The 15,684-nt window shown below is 70.0% G+C and carries 18 protein-coding genes; 11 read left to right on the top strand and 7 right to left on the bottom strand.

The annotated features are described in order from the left end of the window. Window positions 1–255 precede the first annotated feature (255 nt). Together ACO1X9_RS03780 and ACO1X9_RS03775 are read left to right on the top strand one after the other, a co-directional pair. Window positions 256–1,185, top strand: a complete 930-nt coding sequence (locus tag ACO1X9_RS03780; protein ID WP_486349496.1) for a hypothetical protein — start codon at window positions 256–258, stop codon at window positions 1,183–1,185. A 131-nt stretch (window positions 1,186–1,316) separates the two neighbouring features. Further along, on the top strand, window positions 1,317–2,357 hold the full coding sequence (locus ACO1X9_RS03775; protein ID WP_486349495.1) for a BTAD domain-containing putative transcriptional regulator: 1,041 nt from the start codon (window positions 1,317–1,319) through the stop codon (window positions 2,355–2,357). Window positions 2,358–2,386: 29 nt separating this feature from the next. On the opposite strand, the gene ACO1X9_RS03770 is transcribed toward ACO1X9_RS03775, so the two are convergent. Continuing rightward, on the bottom strand, window positions 2,387–2,926 hold the full coding sequence (locus ACO1X9_RS03770) for a TetR/AcrR family transcriptional regulator (RefSeq protein ID WP_486349494.1): 540 nt from the start codon (window positions 2,924–2,926) through the stop codon (window positions 2,387–2,389). A 69-nt stretch (window positions 2,927–2,995) separates the two neighbouring features. Here ACO1X9_RS03770 and ACO1X9_RS03765 point away from each other — a divergent pair, with 69 nt between their 5' ends. After that, window positions 2,996–4,303, top strand: a complete 1,308-nt coding sequence (locus tag ACO1X9_RS03765; protein ID WP_486349493.1) for an MFS transporter — start codon at window positions 2,996–2,998, stop codon at window positions 4,301–4,303. On the opposite strand, the gene ACO1X9_RS03760 is transcribed toward ACO1X9_RS03765, so the two are convergent. After that, on the bottom strand, window positions 4,300–5,301 hold the full coding sequence (locus tag ACO1X9_RS03760; RefSeq protein WP_486349492.1) for an SdpI family protein: 1,002 nt from the start codon (window positions 5,299–5,301) through the stop codon (window positions 4,300–4,302). The two genes, ACO1X9_RS03765 and ACO1X9_RS03760, sit on opposite strands and share 4 nt — an antisense overlap. After that, window positions 5,298–5,651 carry a GntR family transcriptional regulator gene (locus ACO1X9_RS03755; RefSeq protein ID WP_486349491.1) on the bottom strand — a complete coding sequence of 118 codons (354 nt, stop codon included), beginning with the start codon at window positions 5,649–5,651 and terminating at the stop codon, window positions 5,298–5,300. The genes ACO1X9_RS03760 and ACO1X9_RS03755 overlap by 4 nt, the downstream gene beginning before the upstream one ends. 116 nt (window positions 5,652–5,767) lie before the next feature. Between ACO1X9_RS03755 and ACO1X9_RS03750 the strand changes: the two genes are divergently transcribed. The 7 genes from ACO1X9_RS03750 (at window position 5,768) to ACO1X9_RS03720 (ending at window position 12,063) form a co-directional block, all read left to right on the top strand. Next, a complete protein-coding gene (locus ACO1X9_RS03750; RefSeq protein ID WP_486349490.1) occupies window positions 5,768–6,430 on the top strand; it encodes a hypothetical protein in 663 nt (220 codons plus the stop codon). 18 nt (window positions 6,431–6,448) lie between these two features. After that, complete coding sequence (locus ACO1X9_RS03745) at window positions 6,449–7,045, top strand: hypothetical protein (RefSeq protein ID WP_486349489.1); 597 nt, start codon at window positions 6,449–6,451, stop codon at window positions 7,043–7,045. Window positions 7,046–7,073: 28 nt separating this feature from the next. Beyond that, entirely contained in the window at window positions 7,074–8,114 is a 1,041-nt protein-coding gene (locus ACO1X9_RS03740; protein WP_486349488.1) for a hypothetical protein, read from the top strand. 81 nt (window positions 8,115–8,195) lie between these two features. Further along, window positions 8,196–10,760: a valine--tRNA ligase gene (valS, locus tag ACO1X9_RS03735; RefSeq protein ID WP_486349487.1), complete on the top strand. Its 2,565-nt coding sequence runs from the start codon at window positions 8,196–8,198 to the stop codon at window positions 10,758–10,760. Continuing rightward, the gene (locus ACO1X9_RS03730) at window positions 10,757–11,200 is read left to right on the top strand and encodes a GNAT family N-acetyltransferase (RefSeq protein ID WP_486349486.1); all 444 of its coding nucleotides are present in this window, start codon (window positions 10,757–10,759) and stop codon (window positions 11,198–11,200) included. The genes valS and ACO1X9_RS03730 overlap by 4 nt, the downstream gene beginning before the upstream one ends. Continuing rightward, window positions 11,201–11,710 carry a hypothetical protein gene (locus ACO1X9_RS03725; protein ID WP_486349485.1) on the top strand — a complete coding sequence of 170 codons (510 nt, stop codon included), beginning with the start codon at window positions 11,201–11,203 and terminating at the stop codon, window positions 11,708–11,710. A 119-nt stretch (window positions 11,711–11,829) separates the two neighbouring features. Then, complete coding sequence (locus ACO1X9_RS03720) at window positions 11,830–12,063, top strand: hypothetical protein (RefSeq protein ID WP_486349484.1); 234 nt, start codon at window positions 11,830–11,832, stop codon at window positions 12,061–12,063. Window positions 12,064–12,087: 24 nt separating this feature from the next. Here the strand turns inward: ACO1X9_RS03720 and ACO1X9_RS03715 are convergent, their stop codons facing one another. Together ACO1X9_RS03715 and ACO1X9_RS03710 are read right to left on the bottom strand one after the other, a co-directional pair. Further along, on the bottom strand, window positions 12,088–12,294 hold the full coding sequence (locus tag ACO1X9_RS03715) for a hypothetical protein (protein ID WP_486349483.1): 207 nt from the start codon (window positions 12,292–12,294) through the stop codon (window positions 12,088–12,090). A gap of 20 nt (window positions 12,295–12,314) precedes the next feature. Then, window positions 12,315–12,950, bottom strand: a complete 636-nt coding sequence (locus ACO1X9_RS03710) for a helix-turn-helix domain-containing protein (protein ID WP_486349482.1) — start codon at window positions 12,948–12,950, stop codon at window positions 12,315–12,317. A 92-nt stretch (window positions 12,951–13,042) separates the two neighbouring features. On the opposite strand from ACO1X9_RS03710, the gene ACO1X9_RS03705 reads away from it, so the two are divergent. After that, window positions 13,043–15,085, top strand: coding sequence for a M3 family metallopeptidase (locus ACO1X9_RS03705; RefSeq protein WP_486349481.1), 2,043 nt, complete (start codon window positions 13,043–13,045; stop codon window positions 15,083–15,085). A 3-nt stretch (window positions 15,086–15,088) separates the two neighbouring features. Here ACO1X9_RS03705 and ACO1X9_RS03700 read toward each other — a convergent pair whose 3' ends face one another. Next, window positions 15,089–15,457 (bottom strand): type II toxin-antitoxin system death-on-curing family toxin, encoded by a 369-nt coding sequence (locus ACO1X9_RS03700; protein ID WP_486349480.1) that lies wholly within the window; start codon window positions 15,455–15,457, stop codon window positions 15,089–15,091. Then, the gene (locus ACO1X9_RS03695) at window positions 15,454–15,660 is read right to left on the bottom strand and encodes a ribbon-helix-helix protein, CopG family (protein ID WP_486349479.1); all 207 of its coding nucleotides are present in this window, start codon (window positions 15,658–15,660) and stop codon (window positions 15,454–15,456) included. Before ACO1X9_RS03695 ends, ACO1X9_RS03700 begins: the two co-directional genes overlap by 4 nt. Window positions 15,661–15,684: the final 24 nt, after the last annotated feature.

The raw sequence follows: 15,684 nt of genomic DNA, 5'->3' as shown, positions 1-15,684 counted from the left end.
TCGCTTGCGCATCCCGCGGATGCGCCGCTCTAGCCAGGCTGTGACGGGCCCGCCCGCCCGGTTCTACTGAGCCCCGAGGGGCCGTTCTTCCGGAGACTCCCCGGTGATGGCCGGATCGACGTCGTTGCCCCGAGTTTAGGCGATTCACGTCGCGCGCGCGGACCCCTCGGCGTTCGCTTCCCGCACAGGCCCGGCGCACCGTCACGGCGCCGTCACACCGGCGCGCGCACGCTGGCGAGAACAAGGGGGAATCACATGGAACACATCATCACCAGGCCGACGGGGGTGGGCCACACGCATCGGGGGATGCGCCGCGCTCTCGCGATCCTCGCCACGGCGGGCCTCGCGCTCGTCATGACGGGCTTCGGCATGACGGGCGTCGGTCCGACGGCACCGGCCGCACAGGCCGCGCCGTACGGGCACTGCGACAGCGTCTTCAACACGCCCGCCCTCGGCATGGACTGCACCGTGACCGTGGTCAACAACCTCGACCTCGCCACGGGCGTCACGAGCTCGACGACCACGTACACGCGCTGCAGCGGCGACGCGAACACCGCACTCACCTGCGAGGGTCCGACGACCGTGTCGTCGACCGAACTGGTCACGAGCGTGTCGCAGTGCAACTCGTCGCTCGACGGAGGCGGAGCCTCGATGCACTGCTCGGTGGATGTCACCAACAACATCGTCGGCGACGCCACGGCCGTTCCGGCCACCGTCAACCAGTGCAACGACTCACTCGGCGGTGGCGGCATCGTGCTGCGCGCCTGCTCACCCGACCCCGCGTCGACGAGCGGCGCGGCGATCGACCAGTGCAACAACTCCGACAACGGGGGTGGCTCGTCGCTCACCTGCATCGTGACGCCTGGATCGACGACAAGCGCCGCGCTGTACGTGACGGTGTCGCAGTGCAACTACTCCGCGAACGGCGGCGGCTCGCTCATCGTCTGCGCCACGGCGATGCGGACGAGCATCACACCGGCCGCTGTCGAGGCGGACGAGGAAGAAGACGCAGTTCTTCCGGGGAGCGAGCGTCGCGTCGCCGTGCACCCGGATGAGCTCGCGGAGACCGGGGATGACCCGAGCGCCGCGATCACGGCGGCTCTGATCGTGTCGATCGGGGTGCTGATGCTCGCGAGCTCCGCCGCCGGCCGACGGCTGCGCGGGCTGCCCACCACGCGCGCATGAACCTCGCCGGGCGCCGACCTCGGGGGAGGTCGACGCCTGGCGAAGGGGGGAACAGGGGCACGGTCGTCCGGGGGGACGGCCGTGTTCCGGCGTATGCTGTGAGTTCCACACCCGTCAGGGGGTGTCACGGCATGCTGCAATTCGAAAGGTGGAGCCTCCCCGTCATCGGCGAGGCGCTCCTGCGGGGTACGACGCGCCGCGAAGAGTTCTTGTCGTTCCTCGGGATCGCGCCCGACCTCTTGGATTCGCGGCTCGGCGCGCTCGTGGCCGCCGGCATCCTGTCGTCCGAGACGGACCTCCAGGGTGAGGAGCACTTCGTCCCCACTCAGAAGGGCCGGGGACTCGAGGTGGCGCTGCGCGCCCTCGACGAGTGGAGTCGCGAATGGGATCCGCTGTCGACCGGCGAGATGCTGGACGTCGTGGACGTCGTCGCGGCGAGCTCGAAGAATCAGGATGCTCCCCCGGTGTCGCCCGAGGTCCGGATGTCGGTCTTGGACACCTTCGAGCTGCTCGTCGACGGGCTGCGGGTCGAACTCTCCCCCGGTTCGCAGCGGCTGCTCGTGTTCCTCGCCCTGCGCGACCGAGCCATCGCCCGCATCTCGCTCGCCGGGACGATGTGGCCCGACGTCTCCGACGGCCATGCCGGCGACAGCCTGCGGTCGGCGATCGCGAGGCTCGAGCCCGAGGCGCGAGCCTCGCTCAGTTCGTCGTCGACGGGGCTGAGGTTGGCTGACTCGGTCGAGGTCGACCTGCGTGAGGCTCAGTCGCTCGCCCACCGCCTGATCAACGCGGGCCCTGCCGGGGATGAGGACGTCACCTCGGCGGCGATCGCCACGCTCTCGCGCGAACTCCTGCCGAACTGGTACGACGATTGGATTCTCGCGGAGGCGGAGGACTGGCGGTATCTGCGCATGAACGCGCTCGAGGCACTCGCCCAACGCCTTCTCGACGCGGACTCGTTCGGGGAGGCGGCGCGAGCCGCCCGCGCCGCGATGCGCATCGACCCGCTGCGGGAGAGCCCCCACGTCGCCCTCGCTCGCGTGCAGCTCGCGATGGGCAACCGGGGCGCCGCCGTCGAGATCCTCGAACGCTACAGCGTGCTCCTGCAGGCCGCGCTCGGGCTCGCTCCCACGAAGGAGTTCGCCGCTCTCGTCGCCGGCGGCGATCGCTGAGAGCCGGTGCCGCACGCGACGGAACCCGGTCAGGACACCTCGTCGCCGCGGTGCGCGAGAGCGCGTTGGAGCGTGTCGGCGAGGGCCCCGCGACCGATCCCCGCCGACGCCCACGACATCCACGCCACGGCGGTGACCGCCGTGAGGGATGCCGCCTCGACGCGCGCCTCGAGACCCGAGCCGGTGCGCAGCAGCCGCTCGAGCCGCACGAGGCGGGGCATCGCCGAGAGCTCGAGCTCCGCGCGGACGCCCAGCACGTCGGCTTGCGTCACGGCGAGAGGAACCCGGTCGGCGCCGATCCGGCGAGCGGTCGCGAGCAGTGCGGGCAGCACCGGGGTGCCCCGGCCGCGCTCGCCCTCGAGGTCGTCGAGGGCAGCGTCGGCGTCGAACCAGAGCAGGTCGGACTTGGCCGTGACGTAGGAGAACACCGTCGCGCGACCGACGCCGGCGCGACGCGCGATGTCGTCGATCGACGTGCCGCCGTAGCCGTTCTCGAGGAACAGCTCGAGCGCCGCCTCCTCGATCGTGCGGCGCGACGACGCGCGGGGGCGACCCGGGCCTGCGGCCATCCTGTCTCTCCCCTATGCTGTCGTCGCCACCGAGATATCCATACTCAGTCTACTAATTAGAGAGAGACCGTGACCACCACAGCCCCCGCCGCGCCCCCGAGCGCCGCGCCCCGCACCGATCGCCGCGTCGCCTGGGCGGCCCTCGTCGGGACGTCGCTCGAGTCGTACGACTTCTACGTCTTCGCCTACTTCTCGGCGTTCTTCGTCGGCCCGCTCTTCTTCGAGCCGCTCGGGCCGGTCGGGGGAACCCTCGCCGCGTTCCTCGGCATCGCGATCGGCTTCGTCGTCCGCCCCCTCGGCGCGATCATCTTCGGCCACCTCGGCGACCGCATCGGACGGCGCAGCACGCTCCTCTGGACGATCGGCATCATGGGCGTCGCGACGGGCCTCATCGGCCTCCTGCCCCCGTACGCCGTCGCCGGCTGGGTCGGCGCCATCCTGCTCATCGTGCTGCGTCTCGTGCAAGGCCTCTCGCTCGGCGGCGAGTGGGGCGGCGCCGTGCTGCTCGCGACCGAGCACGCCACCCCGAAGCGCCACGCGTTCGCGGCGGCCTTCCCGCAGCTCGGCTCGCCGATCGGCTCCATCCTCGCCGCCGCGCTCTTCCTGCTCATGACCGCCGTCGTGAGCCCGGCCGAGATGGTCGAGTGGGGCTGGCGCATCCCGTTCCTCACGGCCGTGCCGCTGCTGCTCGTCTCGCTCTACCTGCGGTGGTCGATCGACGAGACCCCGGTCTTCAAGGCCGCCGCCGCGGCGCAGGCACTCCCCCGGGTGCCGCTCGCCCAGGTGTTCGCGAAGGCGCCGATGGCACTCGTCATCGCCATCGGCGGGGCGCTGCTCGGCATCGGGTCGTACTCGCTCATGAACACCTACACGGTGAACTACGGCGTCAGCGTGCTCGGGTTCTCGTACCAGGATCTGCTCATCGCGACGACGATCGGCGGACTGCTGCAGCTCGTCACGATCCCGCTCTTCGGTTGGTGGGCGACGCGCATCGGCTCGGCGCGCCTCGTGGCGATCGGGGCCGTCGGCACGCTCCTGATCGCGTTCCCGATGTACTTCCTGCTGCAGTTCGCGACGTTCCCGATCCTCGTCGGCACGATGATCATCGGCGGCATCCTGCCGACGATGGCGTGGGCGGGGCTCGGCGGGATGCTCGCCGACCTGTTCCCAGGTCGCTTCCGCTACTCGGCGATCTCCTTCGCCTACTCGCTCGCGGCGGTCATCTCCGGGTTCGTGCCGGCGCTCACGCTCATCCTCGGTGAGGCGAGCGGGTTCGCGTGGTGGCATCCGGGCGTCGTGCTCACCGTGATGTCGCTCGTCACGGCCGTCGCGGCCTTCGCGGCGACCCGCTTCGTGCGTCCGATCGACGAGGTCTAGCGACCGCCCGTCGTCGCGGCTCGCTCCGCGACGGCACCCAGCAGCCCCGCGGCCGTGCCCGCGTCGTCCACCGTGACGACGAGGGCACGGCCGTCGCGGTTCTGGGCCTCGAGCGCGGCGCCCGAACGCATCACGATCCCGAGGCGGCGCCCGCGACCCGTGCGGATGCCCCAGCCGCCGAACTCGCCGAGCGCCTGCACCTCGGTCGTGCCCGCCGAGGCGACCTGAGCCGAAGCCATCCGGAATCGCGGCCAGCCCGCCGCGCTGCGCACCTCGAGCCCGGAGTCGTCGATGCGCACGGTCCAGCTCGAGGTCAGCAGGAGCAGCGCGGTGATCACGAGCGGCACCACGAGCACGGCTCCGACGCGACCCTCGGTGAGGATGATCGCGACGATCGACGCGGCGAGGGAGACGAGGATCGCGGCGACGATCGCGACGATCCCTGCCGTCGCGAGGCGGGTGCGTCCCACCCAGACGGCGCGTTCCCCGGCGGCGAGGGCGATCGGGGCGACGGCGTGGCCGCTCGGGTCGACCGCCACGGCAGGCGGGGTGAGCCAGCCGGCGAGCAGCGCGAACGCCAGCCCCGTGGCGGCGGCGAGCAGCAGCCCGGTCCACACCGGCGGTGCGCTCTCCGCGCCGGCGCGCTGCCCGATCAGGATCCAGAGGCCGAGCACGGTGAGGAACGCGGCGAGCCAGACGCCCACACCGGCGAGGAACTTCTGGAGCCGCGACGGCCCTTCGCGCCGCGTCGCGATGAGCAACAGCCCGAAGGTGAGCGGCGCGACGAAGGCGAGTACGGCCATCCCGGCGACCACGGTCCACGCGGGGGCGAAGCCGTCGGGGGTGCCGTCGATCGCCCAGTGGACGACGACCTCCCCGCCCGGGGCGACGAGAAGCGCGATCACCACCCCGGCGAGCGAGATCAGCGCCGGGATCAGGATGCCCGCGACGGGCAGCGGCACACGCGGGCGGCGGCGAGAGGCGAGGGGTGCGTTCATGAGGGATAGGCCTCCTTGATCATGGCGATGAGGGTGGCGGGAGCCACGCCGAGGCGTCGAGCCTCGGCGGTGAGCGCACCCACGGCGTCGAGCAGTTCGGCCGACGGCGCGGCGTGCTCGGTGACGACAGCCCCCCGACCGCGGCGCAGGTCGATGAGGCCCTCGTCGCGCAGGTCTTGGTAGACCCGGAGAACGGTGTGGATGTTGACGTCGAGGGACGCCGCGAGCTCGCGCGCGGACGGCAGTCGATCACCGGGGCGCAGCACACCGCGGCCGATCTCGGCGCGGACGGAGGCGGCGAGTTGGCTGAAGATCGTCTCGTTCGAGGCGGGATCGATCCGGATCAGCATGACCTCATCTTATTGTTCTAACTTCACTAGAACAAGTTTGCATTGCCGTCGACCGATCTGTACCCCTATGCTGTGACCCGTCCGGGGGACAGCACCGGCGACAGGTGAGGATCGGCATGAGCGACGACACCCCGACACAGCGGCTCCCCGAGACCGGCGGAACCGACGCGGAGCTCGTCGAAGAGCGCAGGAAGTTCCGCACCCTCCTCTTCGTCCTCCTCGGCGTCGGCGCGGCCCTCCTCGTCGCGATCACCGTGCTCGTCACCGTGTTGGTGCTGCAGCCGCGGCCCGGGACGGTGCCGCAGGCCGACACCACCCCGCCGCCGAACGCGGAGCCCACGCCGACCGAGAGCCTCACCCCGACTCCCACTCCGACGCCGACCACGGCGCCGCCCGCCACCCCGGTCGAGACGCAGGCACCGCCACCCCCGCCGCCGGACACGTCGCCCGGATTCGCGGCATTCTCGGCACCCAACGTGCAATGCCCCGAACCCGTCGACTCGGGTGAGGAACCCGGCCCGCCCGCGATCATCAAGTTCAGCTACACCGCCAAGAACGCGCAGTCCGTCTGGTTCATCTTCGGCACCGACGACGCCGCCGATCAGGGCATCTTCGAGATGCCCCTCCAGGGCAACCAGACGCACATCTACGACAACGACGATCCGATCTACTTCCCGTGCAACGCAGCGTCCTCGACGATGACCCTCACCGTGGTCGGCAACAACGGCGCCCACGTCAACAAGACGTTCACGATCACCAACACCGGCTACCGCAACTGATCAGAAGGGGGACGACGGATGACCACGATGCCTCTGCCCGCGCCGGGTGACGCGGGCGCCCCTCCCCCGCCGGCCGGTCGGCAGAACCGCGTCATCCTGATCCTCGCGATCGTGGCCGGGCTGCTGCTGCTCGCGGTCGTCGCCATCACGTTCCTGCTCATCGGGCAGAGCTCCGCGAACCCGAACGCCGGCGACAGCCCGACACCCACCCCGACCGCGACGACGACCGAGACCCCCACGCCCACGCCGACCGCGGTCGAGACGGAGGCGGCCCCGCCGCCCGTCGACAACTCGACGCGCTTCACGAGCTTCGATGCCGACCTCACCGTCGAGTGCGACCCGACCGGCGAGCAGGACAAGCCCGAGATCACATTCTCGTGGCGGGCCGCGAACGCCGTGGAGGCCTGGTACACGCCGAGCGATGAGGATGCCAAAGACGACAACTACCTGCGATTCCCGAACGCGGATGCGGGTACGCAGAACGACCTGACCGACGAACATCTGTTCCCGTGCAACCACGACCAGTACCTCGATGTCACCATCACCCTCGTCGGGCCCGGCGGCGAGCACGTCAGCCGCACGGTCACCTACGAGGACGTGAACTGGGGTTCCTGAGCACGACTCGACGCTTAGGGTCGAGGGTATGAGGCGCCCTCTCGTTCTCGTGCTCGTCGTCGCGGCCGTGCTGATCGCGGCCGCGGTCGTCGGCGGCATCCTCATCGCCCAGGCCGTCGCGCGCGGTGATGCCCTCGCGCAGAACAGCGCCGCGGAAGACGACCTCCGCGCGGTGCTGCAGGCAGCCGAAACGACTCGTGCCGAGGCCGACGAGGTGCTGGCCCTCGCCGCCGATCCGCTCCTCCCTGCCGACGCCCTCGCCGCGGTGACCGAGAGCCATGAACTGCTCGAGGCCACCGTCACGGAGGCCGACGATTCCCTCGCCGTCGACGTCGAGAGCCTCGGCACCGAGGAGATCCACGGGAACGCCGACGGACTGCGCTCGACCGCGACACAGATCGTGACGGACGATTCCGAAGTCGACGCGGCACTCACCGAGCTCCGCGACGCACTGGCGGCCGCGGCACCCACCGTCGAGGCGACCAACTTCGACGGGAACAACGCCCCGCGTATCGCCTTCCGAGGCGCGGTCGACGCGCTCGACGGCGCCGCGCCCGACCAGATCGGCGAATCGGTCGCGGCCTACGTCGACACCGCGCATGCTCTCGAGGCGTCGCACGCCGCGGAGCTCGCGGAGAAGGCCGGCCCCCTCTTCGACGCGCGGATGGCGGTGCAGGAGTTCGCACGGTCGCTGTCGGGCGGCGTCATGCTCGAGTTCGACTGGGCCGTCACGGTGAACGGCTACGGCACGGGCGGCAGCTACGGCGGCACGAGCTACTGGCGGACGGCCGACGGCGGGCAGGCGACCGTCACCCTCTCCGACAGCGTCGCGGCGCAGTGGCCGGGCGCGGGCGTGCAGGCGCTCGTCGTGCACGAGGTCGGCCACGCCATCCTCGCCCGCGAAGACTGCAACGTGCTCTTCTTCGAATCCGACCTCTACCCCGGCGAGGAGGAATCGTGGGCGACAGCGTGGGCGATCGGCCGGGGGTACACCGCCGACGGCAGCGGGGAGTCGGTCTACGGTCGCCCCTCGGATGCGCTCATCGCGCTGTCGCAGGAGTGCCGCTGACGTTTCGCGCGTAGAATCGCGGCACACAACCAGGCACCTCACCATCGACTCGGTGCCGCGCATATCGAACCGGAGCACCCCATGACGTCTGCCATCCCCACCCCGGGCATCCCTGAGAAGCCCGCCCTCGAGGGGCTCGAGCCCACCTGGTCACAGCGCTGGGAGTCGCAGGGCACCTACCGGTTCGATCGCGCCGCGGCCCTCGCCGCCGGCAGTGTCTTCAGCGTCGACACCCCTCCCCCGACCGCGTCGGGTTCGCTCCACATCGGGCATGTGTTCTCCTACACGCACATGGACCTCGCGGCCCGTTTCCACCGCATGCGCGGGGAGCACATCTTCTACCCGATGGGCTGGGACGACAACGGCCTGCCCACCGAGCGTCGCGTGCAGAACTACTACGGCGTGCGCTGCGACCCGTCGCTCCCCTACGACGCGCAGTTCACCCCGCCGTTCGACGGCGACGCGCCCTCGAACGCCCCTCAGGTGCCGATCTCGCGGCGCAACTTCATCGAGCTCTGCGAACGGCTGACGGTCGAAGACGAGAAGCAGTTCGAAGACCTCTGGCGCGGCATGGGCCTGAGCGTCGACTGGTCGCTCACCTACCGCACGATCGGGGCCGAGGCGCAGACGGTGGCCCAGCGTGCGTTCCTGCGCAACCTCGCGCGCGGCGAGGCGTACCAGGCCGAGGCGCCGACCCTGTGGGACATCACGTTCCGCACCGCCGTCGCCCAGGCCGAGCTCGAGGACAAAGACCAGCCCGCGGCCTACCACGACATCACGTTCCACGCCCCGGACGGCGGCGCCGTGATGATCTCGACCACCCGCCCCGAACTGCTGCCGGCCTGTGTGGCGCTCGTCGCGCATCCCGACGACGAGCGCTACCAGCACCTGTTCGGCACGACGGTCACGACGCCCGTCTTCGGTGTCGAGGTGCCCGTGCTCGCGCACCACCTCGCCCAGCAGGACAAGGGCACCGGCATCGCGATGATCTGCACGTTCGGCGACCAGACGGATGTCGTGTGGTGGCGCGAACTCGACCTGCCGACCCGCACGGTCATGGGCCGCGACGGTCGGCTGCTCTCCGAGGCGCCCGCCGCCGACCTGTTCACGGACGCCGGCCGCGAGGCGTATGCGCAACTCGCCGGCAAGACCGCGTTCAGTGCGAAGGCCGCGATGGTCGAACTGCTGAAGGAGTCGGGCGACCTCATCGGCGACCCCAAGCCGACGACCCACTCGGTGAAGTTCTTCGAGAAGGGCGACAAGCCGCTTGAGATCGTCTCCACGCGCCAGTGGTACATCTCGAACGGAGCGCGCGACGAGGCGCTCAAGCAGCGGCTGCTGGATGCCGGCAAGGAGATCGCCTTCCACCCCGACTTCATGCGCGTGCGCTACGAGAACTGGGTCGGCGGCCTCACGGGCGACTGGCTCATCTCGCGCCAGCGCTTCTTCGGCGTACCGATCCCGGTCTGGTACGAGCTGGATGCCGACGGCGAGCGCGGTCGCGTGATCGTGCCGAGCGAGGACCAGCTGCCCGTCGACCCGTCGAGCGACGTGCCCCCGGGCTTCACCGAAGACCAGCGCGGCACCGCCTTCGAGGGCGAGTTCGACATCATGGACACCTGGGCGACCTCGTCGCTCACCCCGCAGATCGCGGCCGGCTGGGGCACCGACGACGAGCTCTTCTCCCTCGTCTTCCCCTACTCCCTGCGCAGTCAGGGGCAGGACATCATCCGCACCTGGCTGTTCTCGACGGTGCTGCGGGCCCAGCTCGAGCACGGCGGCATCCCGTGGGCGAACGCCGGCATCTCGGGCTTCATCGTCGACCCCGATCGCAAGAAGATGTCGAAGTCGAAGGGCAACGTCGTCACCCCCGGCGCGATCCTCGAGGAGCACGGCGCGGATGCGGTGCGCTACTGGGCGGCGTCGTCGCGTCTCGGCACGGATGCGGCCTTCGATCCGCAGAACCCGAAGCAGATGAAGATCGGTCGCCGCCTCGCGATCAAGGTGCTCAACGCCGCCAAGTTCGTCTACTCCTTCGAGGCCGACCTCGGTGGTCGAGCAGCGCCGGAGGCGCGTGTCGAGACCTCGATCACGAACCCGCTGGATGTCGACATGCTCGCCACCCTCGCGGATGTCGTCCGCCAGGCGACGCAGGCCTACGAGTCCTACGACCACGCGCGCGCCCTCGAGGTGACCGAGCAGTTCTTCTGGACGTTCTGCGACGACTACCTCGAGCTCGTCAAGGAACGCGCGTACGCGGGCGACGGCTCGTCGGTGGCGGCCCTCCGCGAGGCGATCGACGTGCTGCTCCGCCTGCTCGCGCCCGTACTGCCGTTCGCGACCGAGGAGGTGTGGAGCTGGACCCATTCCGGCTCCGTGCACACCGCGGCGTGGCCGTCGCTGTCCGCCGACGCCCCCCGCGGACTGCTGCCTGCGGTGAGCGCCGCGCTCATCGGCATCCGCCGGGCGAAGACCGAGGCGCAAGCGTCGCAGAAGACCCCCGTGGTGAGCGCGACCCTCGCCGGTCCGGCGATCCTCGCCGAGGCCGCGGACGACCTCCGGGCCGTCGGCCGCATCGAGACGCTCGAGCTCGTCGTGGCCGAGGAGATCGCGGTGAGCGACGTCGTGCTGGCGGAGGAGTCGTGAGCATCACGGTCCGAGCGATCGACCCGGCCGACGAGCAGGTGTGGCGGCGGCTGTTCCGCGACTACGGCACCTTCTACGAGACCTCGTTCGACGACGCCCAGCTCGACCACGTCTGGGGGCTGTTGCTCGACCCCGCCGGTCGGGTGGATGCCCTCGTCGCCGAGCAGGACGGCGTCGTCGTGGGGATGGCGCACTACCGCTCGCATCCCGACACGTTCAGCACCGGCACCGACTGGTACCTCGACGACCTGTTCACCACCCCCGAGGCACGTGGCGCGGGGGTCGGCACGGCGCTCATCGAGCACCTGACCGCCCTCGGGAAGGCTGCTGGGCCGGGCACGCTGCGCTGGATCACCGCCGACGACAACGTCACCGCGCAGCGGGTGTACGACAAACTCGCGAAGAAGACCAGCTGGGTCACCTACGAGGTGCGCCTCTAGATGCGGCGAGGCGCGGTGGTGCTCGCGGCGGCGTTGCTGCTCGCGGGGTGCACGACGGCTCCGCATCCTCCGTCCGATCCGCGGCCGGAGTGGGACGGCATCCCGATCACTCACCCGCACGCGCTGCTCGCCTGCCCCGCGCTCATCCCCGCCCACCTCGACGCGCTGCCCACCGGCGTTGTCGAGGTGCGGCGCTGCACCGCCGATTTCCACGAGGTGCAGGGCGTGCTCAACAAGGTGCAGTACGTGCAGCGCCTCACCTCCGACTCCGACGCCGTCCTCGACGCCTACGTCACGGCCGACGAGCCGGTGTCGGCCGAACCCTGCGGCCAGCCCCTGCTCGACCCCGGGGTGCTGTGGCTCGAGTTCGACTCCGGCGACGTGGTCGCCGTGCGCGCTCCCGTCGACGCGTGCGGGCTGCCGCTCCGCGTCGCGAGCGACGCGTACGGCGCCGCCGAATTCGAGACGATCCTCGTGGCCCGCGAGGTCGCGTCGACGCTCGCCGACTGAGTCGCTTCCCGTTTTCAGGAGGATGTGGTGCGGAAGTCGACGGATGTCATGTCCGTTTCCTCACGAGGTGACACCAGCCACGTGATCTCCTGAAAACGGAGAGCGACTAGCGTCGGAGGATGCAACTCGGAACCCGGTGGGAGGTCGGCGCGGAGCCGCCCTCGAAGCTGCCCGCCGCCGTCGTCGCCGCGATCGCGGCGGGCGAGGTCGAACTCGCGGGCGTCGACACGACCGGGTGGCGGTGGACGCTGACGTGGCTGGAGGGCCGCCCCGTCGTCGAACTCGACGATGGGACGACCCTCCGTTACGACCCGATCGCGGATGCGGTGACCGTCGAGAGTCCGCTCGACTGATCGACCCGCGACCGTCAGGTCGCCTTACGGGTGCTGACGGGCGAGGCTCTCATTGCGCAACATCCGCGCCTCGTTCGCCAGCATCCGCTCACGGTCGCGACGCAGAGCCTCGCGATCGGTCGGCGGGGCCGCGCGCCGGCCCCAGTTCTCAAGCGCCCGCCCGAGGCGCACGGCGATGCCGGGCACCCCGCTGATGCGTTGCGGGCATTCCATGAACGCGTCGTACGTCATGGCGACATTCCCTTCGTTCATCACTCGTCATCCTTCTGCTGACCACCGACACCCGGACCGCCTTGGATGGCCCCGTCCACCAGGGGGAAGACGTCGATGTGGATCTGGACGGGCCGAGCTCCGGCGACCCGTTGATTGCGGTATCGGACGGCGTACTCGGTGAGCACCGTGTCGAGGCGAGCGGTGAGTTCCGCCATCTGCTCGAGCGTGAGCTGGAGGTTGGAGGTGGAGATTCCGCTGTTCGTGATCCACTCCGCCCCGAGCCGCTCCATGCCGAGGGCGAGGAACTGCTGGAGTCGCTCCTGCCGGGTGCGCTGCCACTCGATGACGACGATCTCGCTCGCCATGCGCTCCGCCGAGTCCGGCGCGAACGAGGTCGAGTCGAGTGAGATGGGACGCGGGACGCGCATCCACCACCGCTCGCGACCCACGCCGCGCTCCGCGTCCTCCCGCACGAGCCCGTGCTTCTCGAGCTGCCGCAGGTGGTAGCTCATCGCCCCGCTCGACTCGCTGAAGCGCTCGGCGAGCATGCTCGCGGTGGCCGGCCCGTAGCCGGAGAGCGCATCGAGGATCTGGGCGCGCAGCGGGTGCCCCAGTGCCTTGAGGGCAGCCAGGTCGAGGACGATCTGGTCGTCCGCGTGCGCCTTGTTTCCCATGGTTGCAAAGATACCCTTGCAAAGACTTCTTTGCAACTACTCCTTTGCAACCGATTCTTTGCACTCGCGTCAGACCGACCTAGGGTGGACGCATGACCAATCCCTTCTTCGCGAAGAGCACCCTCCCCTACCAGCTGCCGCCGTTCGCCGACATCGCCGACGAGCACTACGAGGAGGCCTTCGAGAAGGGGATGGCGGAGCAGCTCGCCGAGATCTCCGCGATCACGCGCAAGCGCGACGCCCCGATGTTCGACAACACCTTCCCCGCCCTCGAGTCGAGCGGACAGACGCTCGCCCGGGTCGCCCACGTGTTCTTCAACAAGTCGTCGGCCGACTCGACCGACTTCACGAACGAGCTCGAGGAGCGCATCGCCCCGAAGCTCGCGGCGCACCAGGACGCCATCCTGCTCGACTCGTTCCTCTACCAGCGGGTCCGAACCGTCTACGAGTCGCTCGACCAGCCCGAGGCCCAGGACGAGTCGGCCCTGACGCCCGAAGACCGCTATCTCGTGAAGCGCTGGTACCTCGAGATGACCCTCGCCGGCGCCGGACTCGACGACGCCGAGAAGGAGCGTCTCAAGGAGCTCAACCAGCAGCTCGCGACACTCACGACCCGCTTCGAGAAGAACCTCCTCGCCGACACCAACGACCTCGCCGTGCACCTCACCGACGTGAGCGACCTCGACGGCCTCGAGCCGGGCGAGATCTCCGCCGCGCGGCAGGCCGCCGCCGACCGCGGACTCGAGGGCTACCTCGTGACGCTCGTGCTGCCGACGGGTCACCCGTTCCTCGCCGAGCTCACCAAGCCGGACGTGCGTGCGAAGGTGATGGCGGCATCCCGGGCCCGCGGTTCACGCGGGGGTGCGCACGACAACACCGCCGTGCTGCTCGAGATCGTGCGGCTGCGTGCCGAGCGTGCCGAGCTGCTCGGGTTCGAGAACCACGCCGCGTACGTCACGAAGGACGAGACCGCCGGCAGTCCGGATGCCGTGGCCGCGATGCTCGGCAAGCTCGCCCCCGTCGCCGCGAAGAACGCGCGCGAGGAACAGGCCGAGCTCGAGAAGCTCGCCGGCCACCCCGTCACGGCCGCCGACTGGGCGTACTACACGGAGAAGGTGCGTCAGGCGACCTACGACGTCGACACGGCGTCGCTCCGTCCGTGGTTCGAGGCCGAGCGGGTGCTCAAGCTCGGCGTCTTCGGCGCCGCGAACGCGCTCTACGGCGTCACGTTCACGGAGCGCACCGACCTCGTCGGGTACCACCCCGACGTGCGCATCTTCGAGGTGAAGAACGACGACGGCTCCCCCGTCGGCCTCTACCTGCTCGACCTCTACACGCGCGACTCGAAGCGCGGCGGTGCCTGGATGAACGACCTCGTCGCGCAGAACACGCTGCTCGACCAGCCGGTCGTGGTCGTCAACAACCTCAACGTGCCCAAGCCCGCCGCGGGCGAGCCGACGCTGCTCACCTTCGATGAGGTGAGCACGTTCTTCCACGAGTTCGGCCACGCGCTGCACGGACTCTTCGCCCGCGTGACGTACCCGAAGCTCGCCGGCACGAACGTCTTCCGCGACTTCGTCGAGTTCCCCAGCCAGGTGAACGAGATGTGGATGCTGTGGCCCGAGGTGCTCGACGCCTACGCGATCCACTACGAGACGGGCGAGCCGATCGACGCGGGCGTCGTGCAGCGCATCCGCGACTCGGAGACGTTCAACGAGGGCTTCGCGACGAGCGAGTATCTCGCGGCAGCTCTGCTCGACCAGGCCTGGCACACCCTCAGCCGCGCCGAGGCGGAGGCCGTGACCGACGTGGCCGCGTTCGAGGCCGCCGCGCTCGCGAAGATCGGGCTCGACAACCCCGCCGTGCCGACGCGCTACTCGAGCGCCTACTTCGCCCACACCTTCGCGGGCGGCTACGACGCGGGCTACTACTCGTACATCTGGAGCGAGGTGCTCGACGCCGACACGGTCGAGTGGTTCAAGTCGAACGGCGGGCTGACTCGCGCCAACGGCGACCGTTTCCGCTCGCTGCTGCTCGGGGTGGGCGGGTCGAAGGATCCCCTCGACGCCTACCGCGAGTTCCGCGGGCGGGACGCCGTGATCGAGCCGCTGCTCAAGCGTCGCGGTCTCGACTGACGCTCAGCGCGCCACGAGGTGGGTGCGCAGCATGCCCGCAGCCTGGGCGAGCTCCACCTCGCCGCGGGCGACCCCGAGCACGAGGTCGAACGCCGTGTCGGTCGGCATCTCGTGGCGGTACCCGTTGATCCAGAGGAACAGCACTGTCATCGTCCACGCGAGACGCTTGTTTCCGTCGACGAGCGGGTGATTGCGCGCGACCGACTCCAGAAGCGCGGCCGCCTTCAGCTCGAAGGTCGCGTAGGCATCACGTCCGAACAGCGTGGTGGCGGGTCGCGCGAGTGCCGATGCGAGGAGGCCGGCGTCGCGGAGGTGAAAGCCGAGTCGTGTGACCGCCTGGAGTGCGTCGTCGAGCTCGAGATACTGCGTCACGCGTCTTCGAGCCGACGAAGCAGCTCGGCATCATGGCTCAGAACGAAATCGAGGCCGGCATCCACCTCCGACCGCCGCGCGTGACGCTCGACGACCCACGAGGCTCCCTGCAGCAGCAGCGCGCTCTTGGAGGTGTGCTGCTGCTTGGCGACCTCGTCGAGGCGAGCATCGAGTTCGTCGGGAATGCGGATGGTGATGGCCATGGGAGTGAATATACCAGATTGGTA

It is taken from the genome of Pseudolysinimonas sp. (genome assembly GCF_057350545.1).
The sequence above is the reverse complement of the archived record's forward strand: the minus strand, read 5'-3'. Positions and strand labels throughout refer to the sequence as shown.